The organism is Vreelandella subglaciescola (genome assembly GCF_900142895.1).
In the GTDB taxonomy this organism is placed as follows: domain Bacteria; phylum Pseudomonadota; class Gammaproteobacteria; order Pseudomonadales; family Halomonadaceae; genus Vreelandella; species Vreelandella subglaciescola.
On record NZ_LT670847.1, the window covers coordinates 1,126,470 to 1,145,881 of the forward strand.

18 protein-coding genes and 3 pseudogenes are annotated in these 19,412 nt (G+C 57.1%); 9 read left to right on the forward strand and 12 right to left on the reverse strand.

Annotated features, from left to right (window positions below):
- Positions 1-60 precede the first annotated feature (60 nt).
- Entirely contained in the window at positions 61-528 is a 468-nt protein-coding gene (locus tag B5495_RS05205) for a 3-hydroxyacyl-CoA dehydrogenase family protein (protein ID WP_079551891.1), read from the forward strand.
- Here B5495_RS05205 and B5495_RS05210 read toward each other — a convergent pair.
- The 10 genes and pseudogenes from B5495_RS05210 to B5495_RS05245 form a co-directional block, all read right to left on the reverse strand.
- A protein-coding gene (locus B5495_RS05210) for an IS3 family transposase (RefSeq protein ID WP_154045228.1) occupies positions 501-1,654 on the reverse strand; the annotation gives its coding sequence in 2 pieces (ribosomal slippage) (positions 501-1,420 and positions 1,420-1,654; 1,155 coding nt in all). The two genes, B5495_RS05205 and B5495_RS05210, sit on opposite strands and share 28 nt — an antisense overlap.
- A complete protein-coding gene (gene tnpC / locus B5495_RS05215) occupies positions 1,654-3,195 on the reverse strand; it encodes an IS66 family transposase (protein ID WP_079551892.1) in 1,542 nt (513 codons plus the stop codon). The genes B5495_RS05210 and tnpC overlap by 1 nt, the downstream gene beginning before the upstream one ends.
- Before the next feature lie 75 nt (positions 3,196-3,270).
- On the reverse strand, positions 3,271-3,606 hold the full coding sequence (gene tnpB / locus B5495_RS05220; protein WP_172824506.1) for an IS66 family insertion sequence element accessory protein TnpB: 336 nt from the start codon (positions 3,604-3,606) through the stop codon (positions 3,271-3,273).
- Entirely contained in the window at positions 3,603-3,959 is a 357-nt protein-coding gene (gene tnpA, locus B5495_RS05225) for an IS66-like element accessory protein TnpA (RefSeq protein ID WP_079550617.1), read from the reverse strand. The genes tnpB and tnpA overlap by 4 nt, the downstream gene beginning before the upstream one ends.
- A gap of 326 nt (positions 3,960-4,285) precedes the next feature.
- Complete coding sequence (gene gabT, locus B5495_RS05230; RefSeq protein ID WP_079551894.1) at positions 4,286-5,584, reverse strand: 4-aminobutyrate--2-oxoglutarate transaminase; 1,299 nt, start codon at positions 5,582-5,584, stop codon at positions 4,286-4,288.
- Positions 5,585-5,608: 24 nt separating this feature from the next.
- Positions 5,609-7,102, reverse strand: a complete 1,494-nt coding sequence (locus B5495_RS05235; protein WP_422822024.1) for an NAD-dependent succinate-semialdehyde dehydrogenase — start codon at positions 7,100-7,102, stop codon at positions 5,609-5,611.
- Between the two features lie 49 nt (positions 7,103-7,151).
- Positions 7,152-7,388 carry a CoA transferase gene (locus B5495_RS14735; protein WP_197685641.1) on the reverse strand — a complete coding sequence of 79 codons (237 nt, stop codon included), beginning with the start codon at positions 7,386-7,388 and terminating at the stop codon, positions 7,152-7,154.
- Positions 7,389-7,391: 3 nt separating this feature from the next.
- Positions 7,392-7,561: pseudogene (locus B5495_RS14910) on the reverse strand (CoA transferase); the annotation flags it as partial.
- Between the two features lie 24 nt (positions 7,562-7,585).
- Positions 7,586-8,215 (reverse strand): annotated as a pseudogene (locus B5495_RS05240) (transposase); the annotation flags it as partial.
- A 68-nt stretch (positions 8,216-8,283) separates the two neighbouring features.
- Positions 8,284-9,039: a gamma-glutamyl-gamma-aminobutyrate hydrolase family protein gene (locus B5495_RS05245; RefSeq protein WP_079551897.1), complete on the reverse strand. Its 756-nt coding sequence runs from the start codon at positions 9,037-9,039 to the stop codon at positions 8,284-8,286.
- 266 nt (positions 9,040-9,305) lie between these two features.
- On the opposite strand from B5495_RS05245, the gene B5495_RS05250 reads away from it, so the two are divergent.
- The 6 genes and pseudogenes from B5495_RS05250 (at position 9,306) to B5495_RS05275 (ending at position 16,706) form a co-directional block, all read left to right on the forward strand.
- Positions 9,306-10,682, forward strand: a complete 1,377-nt coding sequence (locus B5495_RS05250; protein WP_079551899.1) for a glutamine synthetase family protein — start codon at positions 9,306-9,308, stop codon at positions 10,680-10,682.
- Between the two features lie 145 nt (positions 10,683-10,827).
- A complete protein-coding gene (locus tag B5495_RS05255; protein WP_079551901.1) occupies positions 10,828-12,312 on the forward strand; it encodes a Na+/H+ antiporter NhaC family protein in 1,485 nt (494 codons plus the stop codon).
- Positions 12,313-12,532: 220 nt separating this feature from the next.
- Positions 12,533-13,825, forward strand: coding sequence for an NAD(P)/FAD-dependent oxidoreductase (locus B5495_RS05260; protein WP_079551903.1), 1,293 nt, complete (start codon positions 12,533-12,535; stop codon positions 13,823-13,825).
- Positions 13,826-14,004: 179 nt separating this feature from the next.
- Complete coding sequence (locus B5495_RS05265; RefSeq protein ID WP_079551904.1) at positions 14,005-15,315, forward strand: NAD(P)/FAD-dependent oxidoreductase; 1,311 nt, start codon at positions 14,005-14,007, stop codon at positions 15,313-15,315.
- Positions 15,316-15,344: 29 nt separating this feature from the next.
- A pseudogene (locus tag B5495_RS14915) lies at positions 15,345-15,796 on the forward strand (transposase); the annotation flags it as partial.
- A gap of 136 nt (positions 15,797-15,932) precedes the next feature.
- A complete protein-coding gene (locus B5495_RS05275) occupies positions 15,933-16,706 on the forward strand; it encodes a DUF1499 domain-containing protein (RefSeq protein ID WP_079551906.1) in 774 nt (257 codons plus the stop codon).
- Here the strand turns inward: B5495_RS05275 and B5495_RS05280 are convergent, their stop codons facing one another.
- Positions 16,707-17,336, reverse strand: coding sequence for an NAD(P)H-binding protein (locus B5495_RS05280; protein WP_079551908.1), 630 nt, complete (start codon positions 17,334-17,336; stop codon positions 16,707-16,709).
- Between the two features lie 183 nt (positions 17,337-17,519).
- Between B5495_RS05280 and arfB the strand changes: the two genes are divergently transcribed.
- Positions 17,520-17,933: an alternative ribosome rescue aminoacyl-tRNA hydrolase ArfB gene (gene arfB / locus B5495_RS05285; protein ID WP_079551909.1), complete on the forward strand. Its 414-nt coding sequence runs from the start codon at positions 17,520-17,522 to the stop codon at positions 17,931-17,933.
- Between the two features lie 26 nt (positions 17,934-17,959).
- The gene (locus B5495_RS05290; protein ID WP_079551911.1) at positions 17,960-18,157 is read left to right on the forward strand and encodes a DUF1289 domain-containing protein; all 198 of its coding nucleotides are present in this window, start codon (positions 17,960-17,962) and stop codon (positions 18,155-18,157) included.
- A 105-nt stretch (positions 18,158-18,262) separates the two neighbouring features.
- Here B5495_RS05290 and B5495_RS05295 read toward each other — a convergent pair whose 3' ends face one another.
- Positions 18,263-19,399 (reverse strand): RNA-guided endonuclease InsQ/TnpB family protein, encoded by a 1,137-nt coding sequence (locus B5495_RS05295; RefSeq protein ID WP_079551912.1) that lies wholly within the window; start codon positions 19,397-19,399, stop codon positions 18,263-18,265.
- Positions 19,400-19,412: the final 13 nt, after the last annotated feature.

Consider the following 19,412-nt stretch of genomic DNA (forward strand, 5'->3'; position numbering starts at 1 on the left):
ATCCACATAAAGCATCGAAGAGTCTTTTTTAATCGTCATCTTCCGCCCAGGAGAGAGTGAATGAGCAAGCAGCAGATCGGCGTAGTAGGCGCTGGCACCATGGGCCAAGGTATCGCCCAGGTGCTGATGACCAGCGGCTTTGAGGTACAGGTTTTCGATGTGGCGGAGGTTGCACTCGAGCGTGCCCGGAGTGCTATCAACAAAGGTCTAGAAAAGCTGGTCGCCAAACAGCGGTTGAGTGAAGAGGAAAGGCAGGCGGCAGTGCAGCGCTTGGCCACCCTGACGGCTTTAGAAGGACTCGCCGGCTGCGAAATAATCATTGAAGCCGCACCGGAAACCCCTGAGCTCAAGGAACGGCTGTTCCGCGACCTGAGTACGCTTGCCCCGGAGGCCATCTTGGCCTCTAACACCTCTTCACTGTCGCTGACCCGCCTGGCAGCGGTCTGCGACAATCCTGAGCGGGTTGTCGGCATGCACTTCTTTAACCCGGTGTGTATTGGTCAAGTGTTTTTGGCCACGGCCTTTTGAGCATTCCAGTATGTCGTTTCTGCCGCATTCGGTGGCAGCCCATCGTTATGTGTGTGCGGCCTGAGGCAGCTGTAGTAGCTGATTATATATTTAGTGATGGATTGCTTCGCCGCCGCCATATCGAGATAGCCCGTTGCTGGTACCCACTCTGTTTTCAGGCTTCTGAAAAAGCGTTCCGTTGGCGCATTATCCCAGCAATTCCCTCGGCGACTCAGGCTCTGTGTCATCTGATAGCGCCAGAGGCATTGCCGGAAACCCAGGCTGGTGTATTGGCAACCTTGGTCCGAATGAAAAAGAACGCTCTTGGGTTCATGGCGAGATTCATACGCCATCATCAACGCCTTGTTAACGAGCTCTGTGTCCGGTGACGGCGACATCGCCCAGCCCACCGGCTTGCGTGAAAAAAGGTCAATAACCACCGCCAAATACGCCCAGCGTGATCCAGTCCAAATATAGGTGATGTCACCAGTCCAAGCCTTGTTGGGCGTCTTTACATCGAACTGCCGGTCGAGCCGATTCGGAATAGCTAGGTGCGGCTGCACCGCCTTTTTGTAGGCATGGCGCGGCGGCTGTGTGCTCGCCAACCCAAGCCGTTTCATCCGTTTTCCGGCACGGTAGCGGCTCAGCGGCACTCCTGCTTGGGTCACCATCTTGGCAATGCTCCGCGCCCCTGCAGAGCCCTTGCTGGCTGCATGGGTATCGACGATTCGCTGCAGCAGGGCTCGCTCTTCCTGGCTTGGTACCGTATTTCTGTTACGCCATGCGCGGTAACTGCTGCGGTGCACCCCAAATACGCTACACAAGCGCTGCACCGCATAGCTCTCTTCAAGTCGCTCGATTAACGAGAATTGCTCAGGGAGTCGGACATCAAGAGAGCGGTAGCCTTTTTTAGGATGGTCTTTTCTTCCTCAGATCGCCGTAGCCGCCGCTTTAAATCCTGAATTTCACGCTGCTCAGGTGTCAGCGCTTCACCTTTTTGCGGCGCATTGCCTGCCCGCTCTGCGCGTAGCTTGCGAACCCAGGATTCCATGGTGGTTTTGCCTATCCCCATGGCCTCGCAAGCTGCCTTCAGCGTATAGCCTTGATCAACGACAAGTTGCGCCGCTTCCAGTAAGCGTCCGGCCATCACGCCTTGCTAATGACCGTCGGTTTCCAGTTGTGCGGTAGCAACTCATCAATGGCGTTGTTCTTCTGCGTCGGCAGCCTCGTCAACACGTCTTTTAGATAGGCATACGGGTCGTGCCCATTGAGCTTGGCGGACTGGATTAGCGTCATCACCGCCGCCGCACGCTGGCCACTTCTCAGTGAGCCCGCGAACAGCCAGTTGGAACGCCCCAGTGCCCACGGGCGTATCTGGTTTTCCACCCGGTTATTATCGATAGGCACCGCGCCATCATCGAGATAGCGCGTCAGCGCTTTCCAGCGTTTGAGACTGTAATCCAACGCCCTGGCGGTGCCGGAACCATCCGGCACTTTCTGTCGTTGAGCCAGCATCCATTGATGCAGCGCATCGGCAATGGGCCGGGCCTTTTTATCTCTGATGGACTGCCGTTTATCCGGGGGCAGGTCTTTGGCTTCCCGCTCGATCTGGTACAGCTGACCGATGTATTCGAGCGCTTGTGCCGCAAGGGTGCTCTTATGGGTCTGGTGAAGGTCGTAGAACTTGCGGCGGGCATGAGCCATGCAGCCGATTTCGGTGATGCCGTTACCGAAGCCGGCCTTGTAACCTGAATAATCGTCGCAGACCAGCTTGCCTTGCCAGTCGCCCAGGAAGGTACGAGCGTGCGCACCGGCGCGGCTGGGGGCGAACGCGTAAATCACCGCGTTGAGATCTGAAAACGGTGTCGTGCAGTACGCCCAGACGTAGGCGCGATGGGTTTTCTTCTTGCCCGGGGCCAGCATGCTGACCGGTGTTTCGTCGGCGTGCAGGACATTGCGTTGCAGAAGGATGTCTCTCAGTGCATCCACCAACGGCTGCAACTGGACCCCGCCGTTGCCTACCCACGCTGCCAGGGTGGAACGCGGGATGGTAAGACCGGCGCGACCGAAGATACGTTCCTGACGATACAGCGGCAAATGATCCGAGTATTTGGCGACCAGCACTTGAGCCAGCAACCCGGCAGTCGGAATGCCTTTGTCGATGACCTGGGCCGGTGCCGGCGCCTGGATTAGGGTGTCGCACTGTTTACAGGCCCATTTACCCCGAATATGGCGCTCGACCGTGAACTCGCCAGGGACGTAATCCAGCTTTTCACTGATGTCTTCCCCCACACGCTTGAGCTGGCAGCCGCAGCGGCACTGGGTGTTCTCAGGCTCGTGGTGGATCAAGGTGCGGGGCAGCTCGGGCGGCAGTGGCGCCCGCCTGGGCTGTTTTTTAGGTGGGGCCGGTGCGTCATCGGCGGTTAGCTGTGCCAGTTCAGCTTCGATGGCGGCAAGGTCGCCGTCGACCAGCTCATCCAGCAGGCTGCCCTGAGCCGCGTCCCGTTGTTCGCTGCGTTGGGCATACTGGTGGCGCTTGAGAATGGCCACTTCGTGAGTCAGTTTTTCGATAACCGCATCGCGGTGAACGAGCGTCCGATCTTTATGCTCCACGCGATCGAACAGCGCCGCTGCGAGTGCGCGGAGCTGGTCGGGGGAGAGATGGTCAAGATCGGGACGTTGTGACATGGTGAGCAGTATGCCAAGCCACGGCCACCGTGGCGATGCGCCCTTCTGATCATGGTCAGAAGGCTCGACGTGTGGTTACAGCACCGAGATAACGCCGGCGGCACCCAGGCGCTGCCAGGGAAGCCCCTGAACCAGAGCGGCCAGCTGCTCATCGGTCAAACGCAGTTGATCACCGCGCCAGGATTCGCCCCAGTGGAACTTGCCACGATTCAGGCGGCGGGCACAGAGCCAGACGCCCAGACCATCGTGGATCAGCACCTTCATCCGATTGCCGCGTTTATTGGCGAACAGGTAAGCACAGTGTGGCCTGGCCGAGCCGAACACTTGCACCACACGCGCTAACGCCGTGTCTGGTCCAGCGCGCATGTCTAATGGCTCTGTGGCCAGCCAGATTTCATCGATGCGGATCATTGCAGCAGGTTCCGTAGAAGCGCCACGCACTGATGCGCCTGGTCGGCTGGCCATTCCACCACAACCGGGCCGCCGGCCCGGGGGATTTCGATACGGATGGTGCCCGGTTTTTCTACGACCGGGGGCGTCGCCGCCGGTGCATTGATAGGCACAAACGCGGGCGACAGGTTTTTACCTGTTTGCTTCGCCTCGCTGATCCAGCGCCGAAGCAAGTTGGCGTTGAGGTCATTATCCAAAGCAACACGGGCAACAGACGTTCCAGGCTGTTGGCTTTCAGCCACCCGTTGGGCCTTGAATTCTGGGGTGTATTGCCGGCGCTTGCGGTAAGGTCGGAGTGCTCTTGTGTCGCTCATGATTAGTGTCCACCAAGGAATAAGTGGACACTATCTTGCCGGCTGCGGCACCAGGCTCAAGATGGGATTACCAGACGCTTACCGCTTCCAGACGAAATGCCGGGCTGAAATTTCTTCTCTTGGTCATCATGTCCACCTGATTTTCTCTCGGAGTGATCATACACTCAAAACCAGCTGGCCAAATTGACTATGCCACTACACTTTATGGGAGGCGCTTGCCTTGCTATGTGGCACACTCATCAGTGTACTTCGTTCATGAGGTGCCACAGCTACTGGGCAAGAGCAGATCGTCTAGCGATGCAAACCAAGCGGAGCTTTGCAGATACTCAATTTGTGGCAGTCGCCTCGACCTTGACTAATTCTTCAAGGCTACTCTCGATGATATCCAGCCCTTCCTCCAACACTTCATCGCTGACGGTAATCGGTACCAGGATACGGATCGAATTTCCCCAGAAGCCGCAGGAGAGCAAAATCAGGCCCTTCTCCTTGGCTTTAGCACACAGCGCTGCCGCTAATTCAGGATCCGGCGTGCGCGACGCTTTGTCGGTGACCAGCTCAAAAGCAGCCATGGCGCCCAGATGACGGGTATTATCGACGGCATCGAATTGCCCCTGCCAGGTCTCAAAGCGCTGAGTGAGCTTGTTGCCTAGCGCCTCACTCTTTTCCAATAGGTTGTCTTCCTCAATGACGTCGATCACTGCCAGAGCCGCGGCACAGGATAAGGGGTTGCCACTGTAAGTGCCGCCCAATGAGCTGGGTCCGGCGGCATCCATCACCGTTGCACTACCGACCACCGCGGAAAGCGGCATGCCGTTTGCCAGGCTCTTGGCCATGGTCATGATGTCCGCCTGCACGTCGGTATGCTCCAAAGCAAAAAACTTGCCCGTACGTGCGAAACCGGACTGCACTTCATCGACGATCAGCAGGATGCCGTGTTCGTCGCATAACTCGCGCAGGGCCTTGAGAAACGCGGGGGACGCTGCATAGAAGCCCCCTTCGCCCTGTACCGGCTCGATAACGATGGCGGCGGTACGACTTGGGGCAAGATCAGTTTTAAACACTTTCTTCAGCCCATTTAGCGCGTCTTCATCGCTAATGCCATGGTAGGCATTGGGGAAGGGTGCACGAAACACATCACCCGGCATCGGGCCGAAGTCATTTTTGTAGGGCAGCACCTTACCGGTCATCGCCAACGTCATAAAAGTACGGCCGTGGAAGCTGCCGTCAAAGCAGATCACGCCGCTGCGCCCGGTGGCGGCGCGGGCGATTTTGACGGCGTTTTCCAACGCCTCGGCGCCGGCGTTGACCAGCATCGCCTTGGCGTCGTTCTTGACCGGTGACAGATGACACAGCTTCTCGGCAAGCTGTACATAAGGCGCATAAGGCATCACCGTCTGGCAGGTGTGCATCAATTTATCGAGCTGGGCTTTGACTGCCTCAACCACCTTGGGGTGACGATGGCCCAGGTTGAGCACGCCGATGCCCCCAGCGAAATCGATGAAGCGCTCGCCATCCGCATCCCATAGTTCTGCATTTTCTGCGTGGTCGGCGAATTGTGTCGATGCGCTGGCGGCACCGTTGGCCACGTAGCGATTCTTGAGTTCGTTGAGCTGTGCGTTATTCATGATGTTCTCCTAAGAACAGGATCGTTAAAGACCACCGATACAGACGTATTTAAGCTCCGTGTATTCTTCCAACCCGTACCGTGAACCCTCACGCCCCAGGCCGGACTCCTTGACCCCACCGAAAGGGGCAAGCTCTGTGGACAGAAGCCCTTCATTGACCGACACCATGCCGTATTCCAGGCTTTCCGAGACATGCCAGATACGCCGGTAATCCCGGGCGTAGAAATAGGCCGCCAGGCCAGATTCCGTGGCATTGGCCGAGGCAACGGCCTCCTCGTCGGTGGTAAAGCGGAACACCGGGGCCAAGGGGCCGAAAGTTTCTTCGCGCGCTACCTGCATGCTCTCGTCTACGTCCGCGATCACCGTGGGCTCGAAGAAGGTGCCTCCGAGCGCGTGGGGTTTACCCCCGCAGATCAAGCGGCCACCCTTCTCCAGGGCATCGTTGATATGCGTCTGGACTTTTTCCACCGCCGCCTGATTGATCAATGGCCCCTGGACGACGCCGTCTTCCAGCCCATTGCCCACCTTGAGCGCCTTGACCCGCGCCGCCAGCTTGTCGAGGAAGGCATCATAGACGCCGTCTTGCACCAGAAAGCGATTGGTGCACACGCAGGTCTGGCCGGAATTACGGTATTTGGAGACCAGTGCTCCCTCCACCGCCGCGTCCAGGTCCGCATCGTCAAAAACGATAAAGGGGGCGTTACCGCCGAGCTCCATGGAGGCCTTCTTGACGGTATCGGCACACTGGGAAAGCAGCTTCTTGCCCACGGCAGTAGAGCCGGTGAAGGAGATCTTGCGTACCCGGGGGTCGGTGCTCAACACTTTACCGACCTCTGCCCCTTGCGAGGCGGTAATCACATTGAGCACCCCGGCAGGCAGCCCGGCATCTTCGGCAAGCTTGGCGAGTGCCAGGGCAGTGAGAGGCGTGGCCTCTGCCGGCTTGATTACCACGCTGCAACCTACCGCCAGTGCCGGCGCACACTTGCGGGTAATCATCGCCAGAGGGAAATTCCAGGGAGTAATCGCCGTCACAACGCCGATAGGCTCGCGGAATACCAAAATGCGCTTATCGACCCCGTGGCCGGGCAAGGTTTCTCCGGCAACCCGTTTGGCTTCTTCGGCGTAATATTCGACAAAACTGGCGCCGTAGGCGACCTCACCCCGGGACTCTGCCAAGGGCTTGCCCTGCTCCAGCGTCATCAGCTGCGCGAGTTCTTCCTGATGCGCCATAATCGCGTCAAACCAACGACGCAGCAGGCTGGAGCGCTCCTTGGCGGTCTTTTTACGCCATGCCGGGAAAGCCTGATCTGCCGCGGCAATCGCTTCTCGAGCTTCCTCGGCGCCCATATCCGGCACCTGAGCCAGCGCTTCACCATTGGCCGGGTTGGTCACGGCAAAGGTATGCGTTCCTCTGTGCCACTGGCCATTGATATAAGCTTTGGGTATGACGAGATCTGCCAGGCTTTCCGACAGAGTAGAAGTACCCGGAGGTTTTAAATTCGGCATTGAATGTGACATGAATAGTGTATCTCCCAAGACCCGCCTAAGGGCAAAAAATGATAAAGCGTCAGATGATGCCTTGTTGCTTCAATGTGGCAATTTGTTGCGCATCAAGTTGCAACATGTTTTCAAGAATTTGATCCGTGTGTTGGCCCAAGCCGGGTGGGGGTATATCGGCATTCAAGGCAATATCATTGAAGCGAATAGGATTGGAAACCCAGTTCACTTGTCCGGCTTGAGGATAAGGCAAGGTGTGCTTGAGTTGGCGCGCTTTGACATGGGGGTCATCGAAAACCTGGTCCAAGGGATTGGCGGAGAGGTAATACGCAGATTCCCTAGTGCCCGGGAGCCACGGTGGCCCCAGTGGCGTGTATCATCACCGCTGCCGGGGCGCTCAACCTTGATCACGTCGGCGCCCATGTCAGCCAGCAACTGGCCGCACCAAGGACCGGCCAGTACCCGAGAGAGATCGAGCACCTTGACCCCAGCCAGCGGCTTGGGTCTAGTCTTTGCTACGGCGATCGCTTCCAAGCGTGCTTCACGCCGGGCCATCTCGGCAGGAATATCCATGCCGTCGGCAGCGTCATCCTTATCCGCCGACTCGGCCCGCTGGGTCAGCTCCTTCACCTCGGCCTTGAACTGCGCCTCCAGCTTCTTGGCATGATCATATGGCAATGCCTTGTGCTTGCTGGCATTGGCGTTGAGTTTGGTACCGTCCAACGCGATGGTGCCGAGCGTGAGTAGCTTCATTTCTCGGGCCAGCAGCAAAAATTGAACGAACAGCTGCTCCAGCGTCGGCAGAAAACGTCGACGAAAGGTAGCCAGGGTGTCGTGGTCGGAGTGGGTGTTGGCGGCCAAATAGCAAAACGTCACCGAGTCATAGGTGGCACGCTCAATCTTGCGGCTAGAGACCACGCCGGTAGCGTAGCCGTAGACCAACAGACTCAGCAGTACCGCGGGATGATGGTCCTTGGAGCCCCGGCCGGCGTAATACCGAGTCAGGGCTGAGAGGTCCAGTTGCTCGACGACATCAACGACGAACCGCGCCAGGTGGCCATCCGGCAACCACTTGTCTACCGAAGGCGGCAGTAAGTCATCGGTCTGACGGTCCACAGGGATAAAGCGGCTCATGGCGGTTTTCTCAGTTCGGAGTGGCAGCGGTTAGTATCTCACGGTGCGGCGGAAAGTCCGACAGACTGCTATCGAGCGCTCAAACAGGCCTCGGCGAAGCCTTTGAAGATAGCGTCATACAAGGGATGTTCGGTGGGCTGCCACTCGGGATGCCACTGTACGCCAAGAGTAAAGGTCTTGGCATCACTCACCGAGACGGCTTCGATCAGGCTGTCCGGCGCTACGCCCTCAACCGTCAACCCGTTGCCAAGCCGGTCGATACCCTGCTGATGCAACGAGTTCACCCTGGCGCCGTGCTCGGGGTAGAGGCCGGCCAGCACACCGCCTGGCTTGATCGCCAGCTCATGGGTCGGGACATACTGCTGCTGAGTCTTCCCCTTTGGCTCGCGGTGGTCGAATTTACCGGGTTGGTTCTGCACCGCTTGGTAGAGGCTGCCGCCGAAGGCCACGTTGAGCTCCTGAAAGCCGCGACAGATGGCCAGTAACGGCAACCCACGCTCAAGGACCGCAGGGATCAGCGCCAGAGCGACTGCATCCCGATCTGTATCGGCTCGCTCGTTCTCCGGCGCGCACTCTTCCCTATAGCGCGAAGGGTGCACATTAGTCGGGCTACCGGTCAGCATCAGACCATCGAAATGGGAGAGCAGCCGCTTGGCGCGCTCGACGTCAACATCCTCCCACACTGGCAGTACCACCGGGTCCAGCCCATAGGCACGCAAGGCAGTCAGATACTTGTCGGTCACAATATGAGCAGGATGGCCTTCGACGTCGCGGCGGCATGCAATCACAGCCACCAATGGACGGATCTGCGGACGGATCTGCATTAATTTCTCCTTAAATTTTGTACAGCAAGACCGTGAAGATTGTTATGCTTTATTCAACATACCTTGAGTATGTATCTTTGCCAACACCACCACATCAAACCACATGACAAATAAATATAAACTCATGTATTAAAAGGGTAATTAAAAAAAAATACACACTGCACTCGACTAAAGACTCAGCATCTATGTCATTAAAAATTTGACAACATCAAGCAATGATCAAAAGATGACCCATCGATAACGATGAGAACGCAAAAGGTACCCACATGTCTTCTCGCAGTACTGACGAAGTGAATAACTTTCTCGAGCAGCATCCAGATATTTCTAGCATCGACCTGCTGATCAGCGACCTCAACGGCGTAGTACGCGGCAAGCGCATACCCAGAGACAACCTCGTAAAGGCCTGGCTCGACGGCATTTTTTTGCCAGCATCGTTATTCGCCCTCGACACCCTCGGCAACACCGTTGAGGAAACCGGGATAGGGCTTGATATTGGTGACGGCGACCGAGTATGCCGGGCAATTCCCGGCACACTGATGCCCACTCCCTGGCTGCGCAATGGCAAACACGCCCAGCTGCTGATGAGCATGGAAGAAAACGACGGCAGTCCATTTTTCGCCGATCCTCGCCAGGTGCTGTCACGCATGCTCAAGCGTATGGGTCGGCGCGGCCTGACGCCGGTAGTGGCGCTAGAGCTGGAATTTTATCTGGTCGACCGCCAGCGCAACGATCTAGGCATGATTCAGCCGCCCTGCTCACCATCCAGCGGCGAGCGGGCTACTCAGAGCCAGCTGTATTCAATCAGTGAGCTGGACGAGTACGCCGAATTCCTGGAAGACATCCAGCAAGCGGCAAAGGTTCAGAACCTGCCGCTGGACACCACGCTGAAGGAGTGTGCTCCCGGTCAGTTCGAGATCAATCTGATTCACTGCGATGATGTGCTAGTGGCCTGCGACAGCGCCGTACTACTCAAGCGCCTGATCAAGGGCGTGGCACTCACGCATGGCTTCGAGGCCACCTTCATGGCCAAACCCTATGGCAATGAAGCTGGTAACGGCACCCATGTACACATAAGCATGGTCGACGAAAGCGGCCACAATGTGTTTGCCGCCGACGATGGTCATGAGCTGGGCACCCAGACCCTGAAGCAAGCGGCCGCTGGGCTGCTTGCGCTGATGCCGGCTTCCATGGCGCTGTTTGCGCCCAACCTGAATTCCTATCGTCGCTTCCAGCCGGGGCTCTATGTGCCGATGACTCCGACTTGGGGTCATGACAACCGCTCGGTGGCGATTCGCATCCCCTCCGGCCCCAACGAGGCGCGCCGCATCGAGCATCGTGTCGCCGGCGCCGACGTTAATCCTTATCTGCTGTTGGCCACCCTGCTGGCCGCTATCGATCACGGCTTGAGCCAGGAGTTGACGCCCGACAAGGCGATCACCGGCAATGCGTACGACCAGCACGCGCCGAGCCTGACCAACAGTTGGTCTCAGGCGCTTGATCTGCTCGAAGAAAGTCAGTCGCTGACCGAGGCGCTAGGTAAAGATTTTTTGCACGTGTTCATCGCCAACCGCCGAGCCGAGCGTGACCTAGCCATGCGGAAAGTCAGTCAGCTTGAATACGACTGGTACCTACGCCACGTCTAAGCGGCTTTTCGAATACTCAAGCCTCTTCCTTATTTGCTACTCATTTATCAAAACCAAGGGACAACAGGATGACAATCATAATATTCCCTGCTTCACCCTTCTTGGCCGACATGCACCTCCTAACAGCACCTGCAGGAGGTCAGCCATGAGCCATACAAACCACGCCTTTGCACCCTCCTATCCTACCCAGCGAGGCAAGGGCAAGACGCTGATGCTGGTGACCGGCATATTCGCCGCGGTGGCCAGCCTAACTCTCTATCATGAAGCCGGCACCGAGTTTGGCTGGATCAGCATAATGCCTTCGCTGATCGTGCTAGTGGTGGCCATTTCCACCCATCGCACACTGGAGGCGTTGGCCATCGGCGCGCTGTCCGGGTTAATCATGCTGCAGCCAGATGACTTCATCGGCGAGCTGGCCGATATCTCGCTGTCAGTGATGATGAACGAGACCATCGCTTGGCTGATTCTAGTCTGCGGACTGATGGGTGGCTTCATCGCTATGCTCGAGAAATCAGGCTGCACAATGAGCTTCAGCCACTTCATGTCTCGCCTAGTTAAAACGCGGCGTCAGTCACTGCTCAGCACCGCCACGTTGGGCGTGATGATCTTCATTGACGACTATCTCAATGCTCTAGCCACGCCCGCAGCCATGAAACGCCTCACTGATCGCTTCGGTGTGTCCCGAGAAAAACTGGCCTACATTGTTGACTCCACGGCCGCACCCATCTGCATTTTAGTCCCGATCTCAACTTGGGCAGTCTATTTCTCCGAGCTACTTGAAACTAACGGCGCTACCGAAAGCGCCGGCATGTCACTCTATATACAGTCGATTCCCTTTATGCTCTATGGCTGGGTAGCCATAGGACTAGTGCTGTTAATGGCCACCGGTAACATGCCGGACTTTGGACCGATGAAAGCTGCCGAGGCCCGCGCTCAAGCCGGCCAACCAATTCCCGATGGCGCGCCCGATGTTGAACTGGATACCGATGACGCCCCCCGGACTAGCCCTTGGGTCGGCATGCTCAATTTCCTGGTACCGATGGCAGTGCTAATCGGTGCCAGCGCTTGGTTCGAGATCGACCTACTTAAGGGGGTGATTGTAGCGACCCTATTTACCATCCTACTCTACCTGATCCAGCGTCTAGCCACCTTCAACACTCTAATGGACGCTATCATGGATGGCTTCCGTACCATGATGCTTCCACTGGCTATCGTAGCTGTGGGCTTTGTACTACGCGAAATCAACGATCAGCTGGGCATGACCACCTTCTTGATTGATTCCCTAACCCCCTATATGACGGTCGCCTTGCTGCCAGCCATCGTCTTCCTATCCATGGCCGTAGTAGTTTTCGGTACCGGTTCTTCCTGGGGTGTGTTCGTGATTTCGATCCCTATCGTGGTCCCAATTGCACAACACATGGATGCACCTATGCCCTTGATCATCGGAGCGCTACTCTCCGCCTCGAGTTTCGGCAGCCATGCCTGCTTTTTCTCCGACTCTTCAGTCCTCTCCGCCCAAGGAAGCGGTTGCCAGCCGATGCAACACGCGCTTACCCAGTTCCCTTATGTCTTGCTGGGAGCCGGCATCACCACTTTGGGCTTTCTAGCGTTAGGCTACCTTATGACCTAAGATTTCTTAGCTGTCACAAACTACAGCGCCTTGACCATTATTGACCTAGGCGCTGCTTCTCTTACAGTAGCCGATATGACGGCGGTGAGAGGAAAGGTTTTGCAAATCGTTTTTTCATATTTTTGGAAAATATTGCATATCATTATTTCTTTTTTTCATTAACACCAACCCCGTAGCATAGAGGAATGAGTGTTAAGTAAAGCTTCCACTGGAGATTTCAATGAACGCCACATCATTTTCGCAACATGCTGCGTCTTGGTACGCTGCTACGGCTAATTCGGCGTCTGAGCGCCAGGCCCTACAGGGCGAGGCCCACTGCGATGTGTGTGTAGTCGGTGCTGGTTTCACTGGTATTTCTGCGGCCCTGCACTTGGCCGAAAAGGGGCTTAAAGTGATTGTATTGGAGGCTTCGCGGGTGGGCTTTGGAGCCTCAGGTCGCAACGGTGGACAGATCGTCAATAGTTACAGTCGTGATATGGACGTAATCGAGACTAAGTATGGTGAGCAGACTGCCCGAGCATTAGGGGATATGGCCTTCGAAGGCAATCGTATCATCCGTGAACGAGTGGATACATACAACATCGATTGCGACCTGCGCGATGGTAACCTCTTTGCCGCTTGCAATGACAAGCAACTGCGAGGGTTGCGTGAGCACAAGGCCCTCTGGGAGCGCTACGGCCACGACCGGCTAGAGATGCTCGAGGGCAACACCTATCGCCGCGAGGTGTCCAGCGACCGTTATGTGGGCGCCCTAGTGGATCATTCGGGCGGCCATCTGCATCCGCTCAATCTGGTGCTTGGTCAGGCCGCAGCGTTTGAGTCTATGGGAGGCGTTATCTATGAGCAAACACCCTTAGTCAAATTGGAGCACGGTAGTCCTGTGACACTAAGAACCCCCGAGGGTGAGGTTAATGCCGAGCGTGTGGTGATGGCTGGCAATGCCTATCTGAGCGGCGTGCTGCCCGAACTTGAAGGTAAGTCCATGCCCTGTGGGACGCAGGTCATCACCACTGAGCCGCTGGACGAGGCGCAAGCGAAGGAGGTGCTGCCCAACGGCATGGCCGTCGAAGACTGCAACTACCTGCTCGACTACTACCGGCTGACCCGTGACAATCGCCTGATATACGGCGGTGGTGTTAACTATGGCGGCGAAGACCCAGCCGATATTGAGGCTTTAATTCGCCCCAAACTGGAAAAGACCTTTCCCCAACTCAAAGGGGTGAAGATCGATTATGCTTGGAGCGGGACATTCCTGATGACGCTCAACCGTCTTCCACAGTTAGGTGTACTTAATGACAACGTCTACTTTGCTCAAGGTTATTCTGGCCACGGAGTGACTTGTACCCACTTGGCCGGGCGGTTGATCGCTGAAGTAATGACCGGGCGTGACGAGCGATACGATGCCTTCGCCGGGCTGCCTCATATGCCCTTCCCCGGCGGACGCTTGCTGCGCGTGCCGCTCTCAGCCGTCGGTGCCTGGTATTACCAGACACGCGACCGACTTGGTATCTGAGTTAGGAACGCAGTGGCCGTCCGGCGTCAGAACAACCCGTGGTCTTGAACTACCTCAGCCCCATGAATTATGAGCTGGCAACCCGTGCTCCTGAGCTCACGCAATAAGTGCAGAAACTCCGTACATTCGCCGGCCATGTGACCAACTACGAACATCATAGCTAATATGGAGATCGTGTGATGACTCTGCAGAAGCATCCTTATGCCGGCGATGGCAACCACACCGCAAGCTATTATGCTGCCTCCGCCAACCCCGCGCCGGAGCGGCCGGAACTGATCGGTGACCACCAGATCGATGTCTGCATCATTGGTGCCGGTTATAGCGGACTATCGACCGGTCTGCACCTCGCAGAAAAAGGCTACAAGGTAGCCATCATTGAGGGTGCGCGTATCGGTTGGGGCGCCTCGGGGCGCAACGGCGGGCAGATCGTCAACGGGTTGAACGCCAGTCTACAGACGATCAAAAAGCGTTATGGGCAGGACACCGCGACATTCGTTGCCGGCATTGTGCAGGAGGGCAGCAAGATCATACGCGAGCGGGTCAACACCTATAGTATTAAGTGCGACCTGAAGGACAAGAACATCTTTACCGGTCTGACAAGCGCTCATATGAGCGAATTAGAAGAGCGGATGAATCTCTGGGCCGGCTACGGCATCAAGAACCAAGAAATGCTGGATAAGGATCAGGTGAAGAAGCATGTGAACTCTGACGTCTATGCCGGAGGGCTGATCGATCATTCCGGCGGTCATATGCATCCGTTGAACCTGGCTCTCGGCGAGGCGGCAGCGTTTGAGAAGAACGGCGGCTTAATCTATGAGATGTCCCCGGTGATCGACGTAGATCATGCTGCGGCACGGCCTGTGGTCAGAACCTCCAAAGGGACAATGACCTGCAAGACTCTGGTCCTTTGCGGCAATGCCTATCTGGGTCACGTGGTGCCGACGTTGACATCGCGAGTGATGCCGGTGTCAACTCAGGTGATGGCGACTGAGCCTTTGGGCGAGGCGCGCGCACACGATCTGATGCCGACAGACACATGCGTCGAAGATATCCGCTATATCCTTGATTACTATCGCCTGTCTGGCGACAAACGAGTGCTGTTTGGCGGCGGCACGGTTTATGGTGGAGCAGACCCCAGCGACATCAAAGCCAAGTTGCAGCGCAACATGAACAAGGTGTTCCCGCAACTCAAAGGGGTCAAAATCGACTACGCTTGGAGCGGTAATTTCGCCCTCTCGTTCAGCCGCGTTCCACAAATGGGTCGCATCGGTAACAACACCTATTTTGCGCATGGCTATAGCGGGCATGGCGTCACAGGGTCGCACACCTTCGGACGCATCTTGTCCGAGGCGATCGACGGCGACCTGACCCGGTTCGACGTCTTCGCCAAGGTGCCGTGGCTCTCATTCCCCGGTGGGCGCATGTTTCGCGTTCCTTATTCTATGATGGGCTCATGGTGGTATGGATTGCGCGACAAATTTAGCATATGACGCTAGTTTTGCCGGGTATCGGGCACAGCCGCCGTTCACGCAGCCTTGGCCAAGATCATCGGCAATAGATCCCAGATCTGATCAGCATCCATCAGCGGCCGCCTGAAATCGAAGACCGCCTGATGCCGAGGCACTGGGAAGTGCGACATGATAATCGGCGCCAATAATGGTTCTGCCGTTAAAACGCTGGTTGGGCGCACCACGAGCTTGATCATCCTGACCAAGTCGGATGGCACCACGACGACGGCCGCGGCCGTCGGATTCAGCGATAAGCTGAACGAAGTACCGCGAGCTCTGCGGCTGAGCATGTGACCCTCATGGCCCCTGGCAACGTGGCTCCAACGAGAACACCAATGGCCTCTTGCGGCAATACCTGCCGAAAGGTACCGATCTCTCGGTCTACAGCCAGTAAAAGTTTGATGCCATCGCCGATTCACTGAACACACGACCTCGCAAGACGCTGGACTGGCGAACGCCAGTTGGCCACTACATTCTTACGAAAGCGTATTATCCGGTGCGAGCTCGCATTGCCTTGGCAGTTTGCCCGGCCAGATGGCCTGTGCAAGTCTGGCCGCCAGATGCCAAGCTATACCTATTTGAACCAACAAGGACTAACGATGGCAACACAATCGATTATCGACCGCCCCACCAAAAGCGCCGTGCCGCGCCGGCTGGCATGGCTCAGCGTGCTGTTACTGCTCGCCGCCGCGCTGCTGCTCGCCGCTGCCGGCCCCGCGTACCGCTCGGAAATGCTGGAACTTGGCGATGCCTTCAGCCTGCTGCGCTATGCCACCTATACCGCCATGGCGGCCGCCGCCGTGGGGCTTATGGCGCTGCTGGCCGGCATCATCAAGCGTCGTTTTGGCCCGGGCTTTACCGCCGTACTGGTTATCGCCTGCGCCGTGGCCGTCCTCTATGTGCCGTGGCAACACTGGCAGCGCGCCCAGGCGGTGCCGGCCATTCATGACATTACGACCGACATGGACAACCCACCGGCGTTCACCGCGCTGGCCAATGCCCGCGAAGAAGCCCCGAACGAGATGGAGTACCCCGGCGAAAGCACCGCCGAGCAGCAGCGCGCCGCCTACCCCGAGATTCAACCGCTGACCCTTGATGCGCCCATGAACACGGTGCTGGCGGCTGTGCAGGCCGAAATGCAGGATGCCGGCTGGCAAATTGTTGATGTCAGCCAGAATCATATCGAAGCGACCGCCACGACCCGCTGGTTCGGTTTCAAGGATGACGTGGTGGTGCGGCTAAGCGAGGAAGACAGCGCCACGCGGGTAGATATGCGTTCGGCCTCACGGCTGGGCAAAAGTGACGTGGGCACCAACGCCGCCCGCGTGTACACCTTCCTCAATGCGCTCAAGGCGCGACTGACGCAGAGCTGATCAGGCCATGACCTCGGCGGCGCTGCGCGTGCCGTCAAGCAGCGTGAACTCCGTGTTTTCCAGTACCGCGTGCTGCACGGCGTAAAGCAGCGCGCAGGCCACGTTGGCGCGAGAAATCCGGTTGTCGCCAGCTTCGTCAACGCTTGCGGCAAATAACTCGGTGGCAGCGTCATCGCTCAGCCGGCCTGGCTTGAGGATGACATGGGGCAGCGGGCTTAGCCGCAGGTGCGCATCGGCGGCAAACTTGGCCGCCATGTAGGGGCGCAGTTTTTCCGGCGCGGTCATGGGGTCTTCCGCGCGCATGGCGCTGACCATGATGAAGCGTTTGAGGCCCTTCTCAGCGGCGATACCCGCCGCCCGAATGGCGCCGTAAAGATCAATCATCAGGGTTTTATCCGGCCCGGTATCAGGGCCGGAGCCGGCGGTAAAAACAACCTGCTCGCAGCCGTCAAACGCATGGGAAAAATCTCCCTCCAGATCAGCGACAACCGTGTCAATTCCGCGCTCGGCAAACCAGCCGGTCTGTTCTTCACGGCGCACCATCGCCTTGACCGGCTCCCCCGCCTTTTGGGCACGTTCGCAAAACTGTTTGCCGATCTGGCCGTTGGCGCCGATTACCAATGTGGTCATATTGCCTCCTGTCTAATCACTGCTTTTACGGCCTTTGATACGCGCCGCTACCATTGTGTATGCGGCCACTTGCCGCCCGCTTCAACCAGACGCATAACGAGGCATCGTGTTAAATTGTGACCACTTTTTTGATCGGCGAGGCACTATGCTGCGTATATCCAACCATTCTGCGTATATCTAACCATGCTACGTATATCCAATAACGTGATACTGGCCGATTGGGAAATCCACATCGAACAAATTCGCGCGCAAGGTTCCGGCGGACAAAACGTCAACAAGGTGGCGTCCGCCGTCCACCTGCGCTTTGATATTCAGCGCTCGACGCTGCCGCCCTTTTACAAGGAGCGGCTGCTGGAACTGTCTGATCAGCGCATTACCCGCGACGGCGTGATTGTGATCAAGGCGCAGAAACACCGTACTCTTGAGCTGAATAAAGAGGATGCGCTGGCGCGCCTGAAAGCGCTGATTAAAAGCGCGGCGGCAGAGCAAAAAGCCCGCCGCCCGACCCGACCCAGCCGCAACGCCAAGCGCAAACGCGTAGACAGCAAAACACGCAAAGGCAAAACCAAGGCGCTGCGCGGCAAGGTCAAGCTCTAACGATAAGCATCAAGAGGCGAACGACGATGCCCGGAACACTCCCCGAGCGCCCGCTTTCACCGTGCGTGCAAATCTGTCAAATACATCAACCCAGCCAGACTTGCCAAGGCTGCGGGCGCACGCTGGATGAAATTGCCTGCTGGAGCCAGATGACCGAGGCGGAAAAGGCCCCGGTATGGGAACGGCTGGAAGCAGAAGGTCACGCAACGCCCGTTAACGCATAAGCTACTATGCTGGTGACTGCTCCCCGCCCTAAGCGCTGACGCGCCACGGACGGGGCTTCCCACTTCAACGGCTGCTACCGACAACGTGCCGGCTTTACGCGAGCCTCAATGGGCAGAGACGGACAGCCCTTCCGCCTTTAACTGGATCAGGCCCTGACACTTGATGTTCAGGGCCGCGTTGATATCCCGATCATTTGAGGATGCACAATGAGGACAATCCCACGATCGAACATTCAGCGGCATTGAGGCCATCTTGTGCTGGCAGGCATGGCAGGTTTTGGAGCTGGGAAACCATTGATCTATTTTGACCAGGTGCTTGCCCTGTTCCTTCGCTTTGTACGCCAGCTTGGTGATCAAAGCATGCCACGACGCATCGCCAATATGCCTGGCGAGTTTGCCGTTCTGCATCATGTTTTTAACTTTCAGTGTCTCGACGATCACCGCTTGGTTGTCGTCAACGATCTGTCGAGAAAGTTTGTGCTGGAAGTCGTTGCGGGCATTGGCCACCCGCTCGTGAGCTTTGGCAACCAATAGGCGGGCTTTAGCCCGTTTGGCACTGCCTTTTGTCTTGCGCGATAGTGACTGCTGTTTACGCTTGAGGTTCTTCTGCGCCTGCTTGATAAAGCGCGGATTCGCTGTTTTCGTGCCATTGGAATCAATGGCCAGGTGCGAGAGCCCCATGTCGAGGCCGACAACATTAGCGGCCTCAATATCCATTAACGGTGCCGGTTCGGCTTGTTCCGTTTCAAACAGCAACGAGGCGTAGTGTTTGCCGGTGACAGTGCGAGACAGCGTGATGCTTTTCAGCTTACCGGCTATCGGACGGTGGATACGGGCTTTTATCGCCTTGAGCTTGGGCACCTTGATCCAGCTATCACCGGCCTTGACGCCGACACAGTGATAGCTGGACTGCCTGCCCCGCTTGCTTTTGAAACGCGGGTAGCTCGCCTTCTGCTTGGGGTCGAAAAACCGCTGGAAGGCTTTATCGAGGTTGATGCACGCCTGTTGCAGTGCGATTGAGTCAGCCTGTTTTAGCCAGCCGTACTTGCGCGACTTTTTCGCCACCGGCAACAGTTTTTTGATGTGATGTTTCGCACTTAATGACTCACCGTGACGCTGATAGCGATGGGACATAATGCGAAGGCCAGTATTATACGCAAAGCGCACGCTGCCGAACTGGCGGTTCAACATACCCGCCTGCTCAGTCGTGGGGTAGATGCGTACTTTTGTGGCTTTCAGCATGTCAGTGTCCTTG

Excerpts from the sequence above, each read along its gene's own strand:
- B5495_RS05250 (WP_079551899.1), top strand. The coding sequence starts at position 9,306 with ATGTCTTCTCGCAGTACTGACGAAGTGAATAACTTTCTCGAGCAGCAT.
- B5495_RS05280 (WP_079551908.1), bottom strand. The coding sequence starts at position 17,336 with ATGACCACATTGGTAATCGGCGCCAACGGCCAGATCGGCAAACAGTTT.
- B5495_RS05235 (WP_422822024.1), bottom strand. The coding sequence starts at position 7,102 with ATGTCACATTCAATGCCGAATTTAAAACCTCCGGGTACTTCTACTCTG.
- gabT (WP_079551894.1), bottom strand. The coding sequence starts at position 5,584 with ATGAATAACGCACAGCTCAACGAACTCAAGAATCGCTACGTGGCCAAC.
- arfB (WP_079551909.1), top strand. The coding sequence starts at position 17,520 with ATGCTACGTATATCCAATAACGTGATACTGGCCGATTGGGAAATCCAC.
- tnpC (WP_079551892.1), bottom strand. The coding sequence starts at position 3,195 with ATGTCACAACGTCCCGATCTTGACCATCTCTCCCCCGACCAGCTCCGC.
- B5495_RS05255 (WP_079551901.1), top strand. The coding sequence starts at position 10,828 with ATGAGCCATACAAACCACGCCTTTGCACCCTCCTATCCTACCCAGCGA.
- B5495_RS05205 (WP_079551891.1), top strand. The coding sequence starts at position 61 with ATGAGCAAGCAGCAGATCGGCGTAGTAGGCGCTGGCACCATGGGCCAA.
- tnpB (WP_172824506.1), bottom strand. The coding sequence starts at position 3,606 with ATGATCCGCATCGATGAAATCTGGCTGGCCACAGAGCCATTAGACATG.
- B5495_RS05295 (WP_079551912.1), bottom strand. The coding sequence starts at position 19,399 with ATGCTGAAAGCCACAAAAGTACGCATCTACCCCACGACTGAGCAGGCG.
- B5495_RS05260 (WP_079551903.1), top strand. The coding sequence starts at position 12,533 with ATGAACGCCACATCATTTTCGCAACATGCTGCGTCTTGGTACGCTGCT.
- B5495_RS05265 (WP_079551904.1), top strand. The coding sequence starts at position 14,005 with ATGACTCTGCAGAAGCATCCTTATGCCGGCGATGGCAACCACACCGCA.
- tnpA (WP_079550617.1), bottom strand. The coding sequence starts at position 3,959 with ATGAGCGACACAAGAGCACTCCGACCTTACCGCAAGCGCCGGCAATAC.
- B5495_RS05290 (WP_079551911.1), top strand. The coding sequence starts at position 17,960 with ATGCCCGGAACACTCCCCGAGCGCCCGCTTTCACCGTGCGTGCAAATC.
- B5495_RS05245 (WP_079551897.1), bottom strand. The coding sequence starts at position 9,039 with ATGCAGATCCGTCCGCAGATCCGTCCATTGGTGGCTGTGATTGCATGC.
- B5495_RS05275 (WP_079551906.1), top strand. The coding sequence starts at position 15,933 with ATGGCAACACAATCGATTATCGACCGCCCCACCAAAAGCGCCGTGCCG.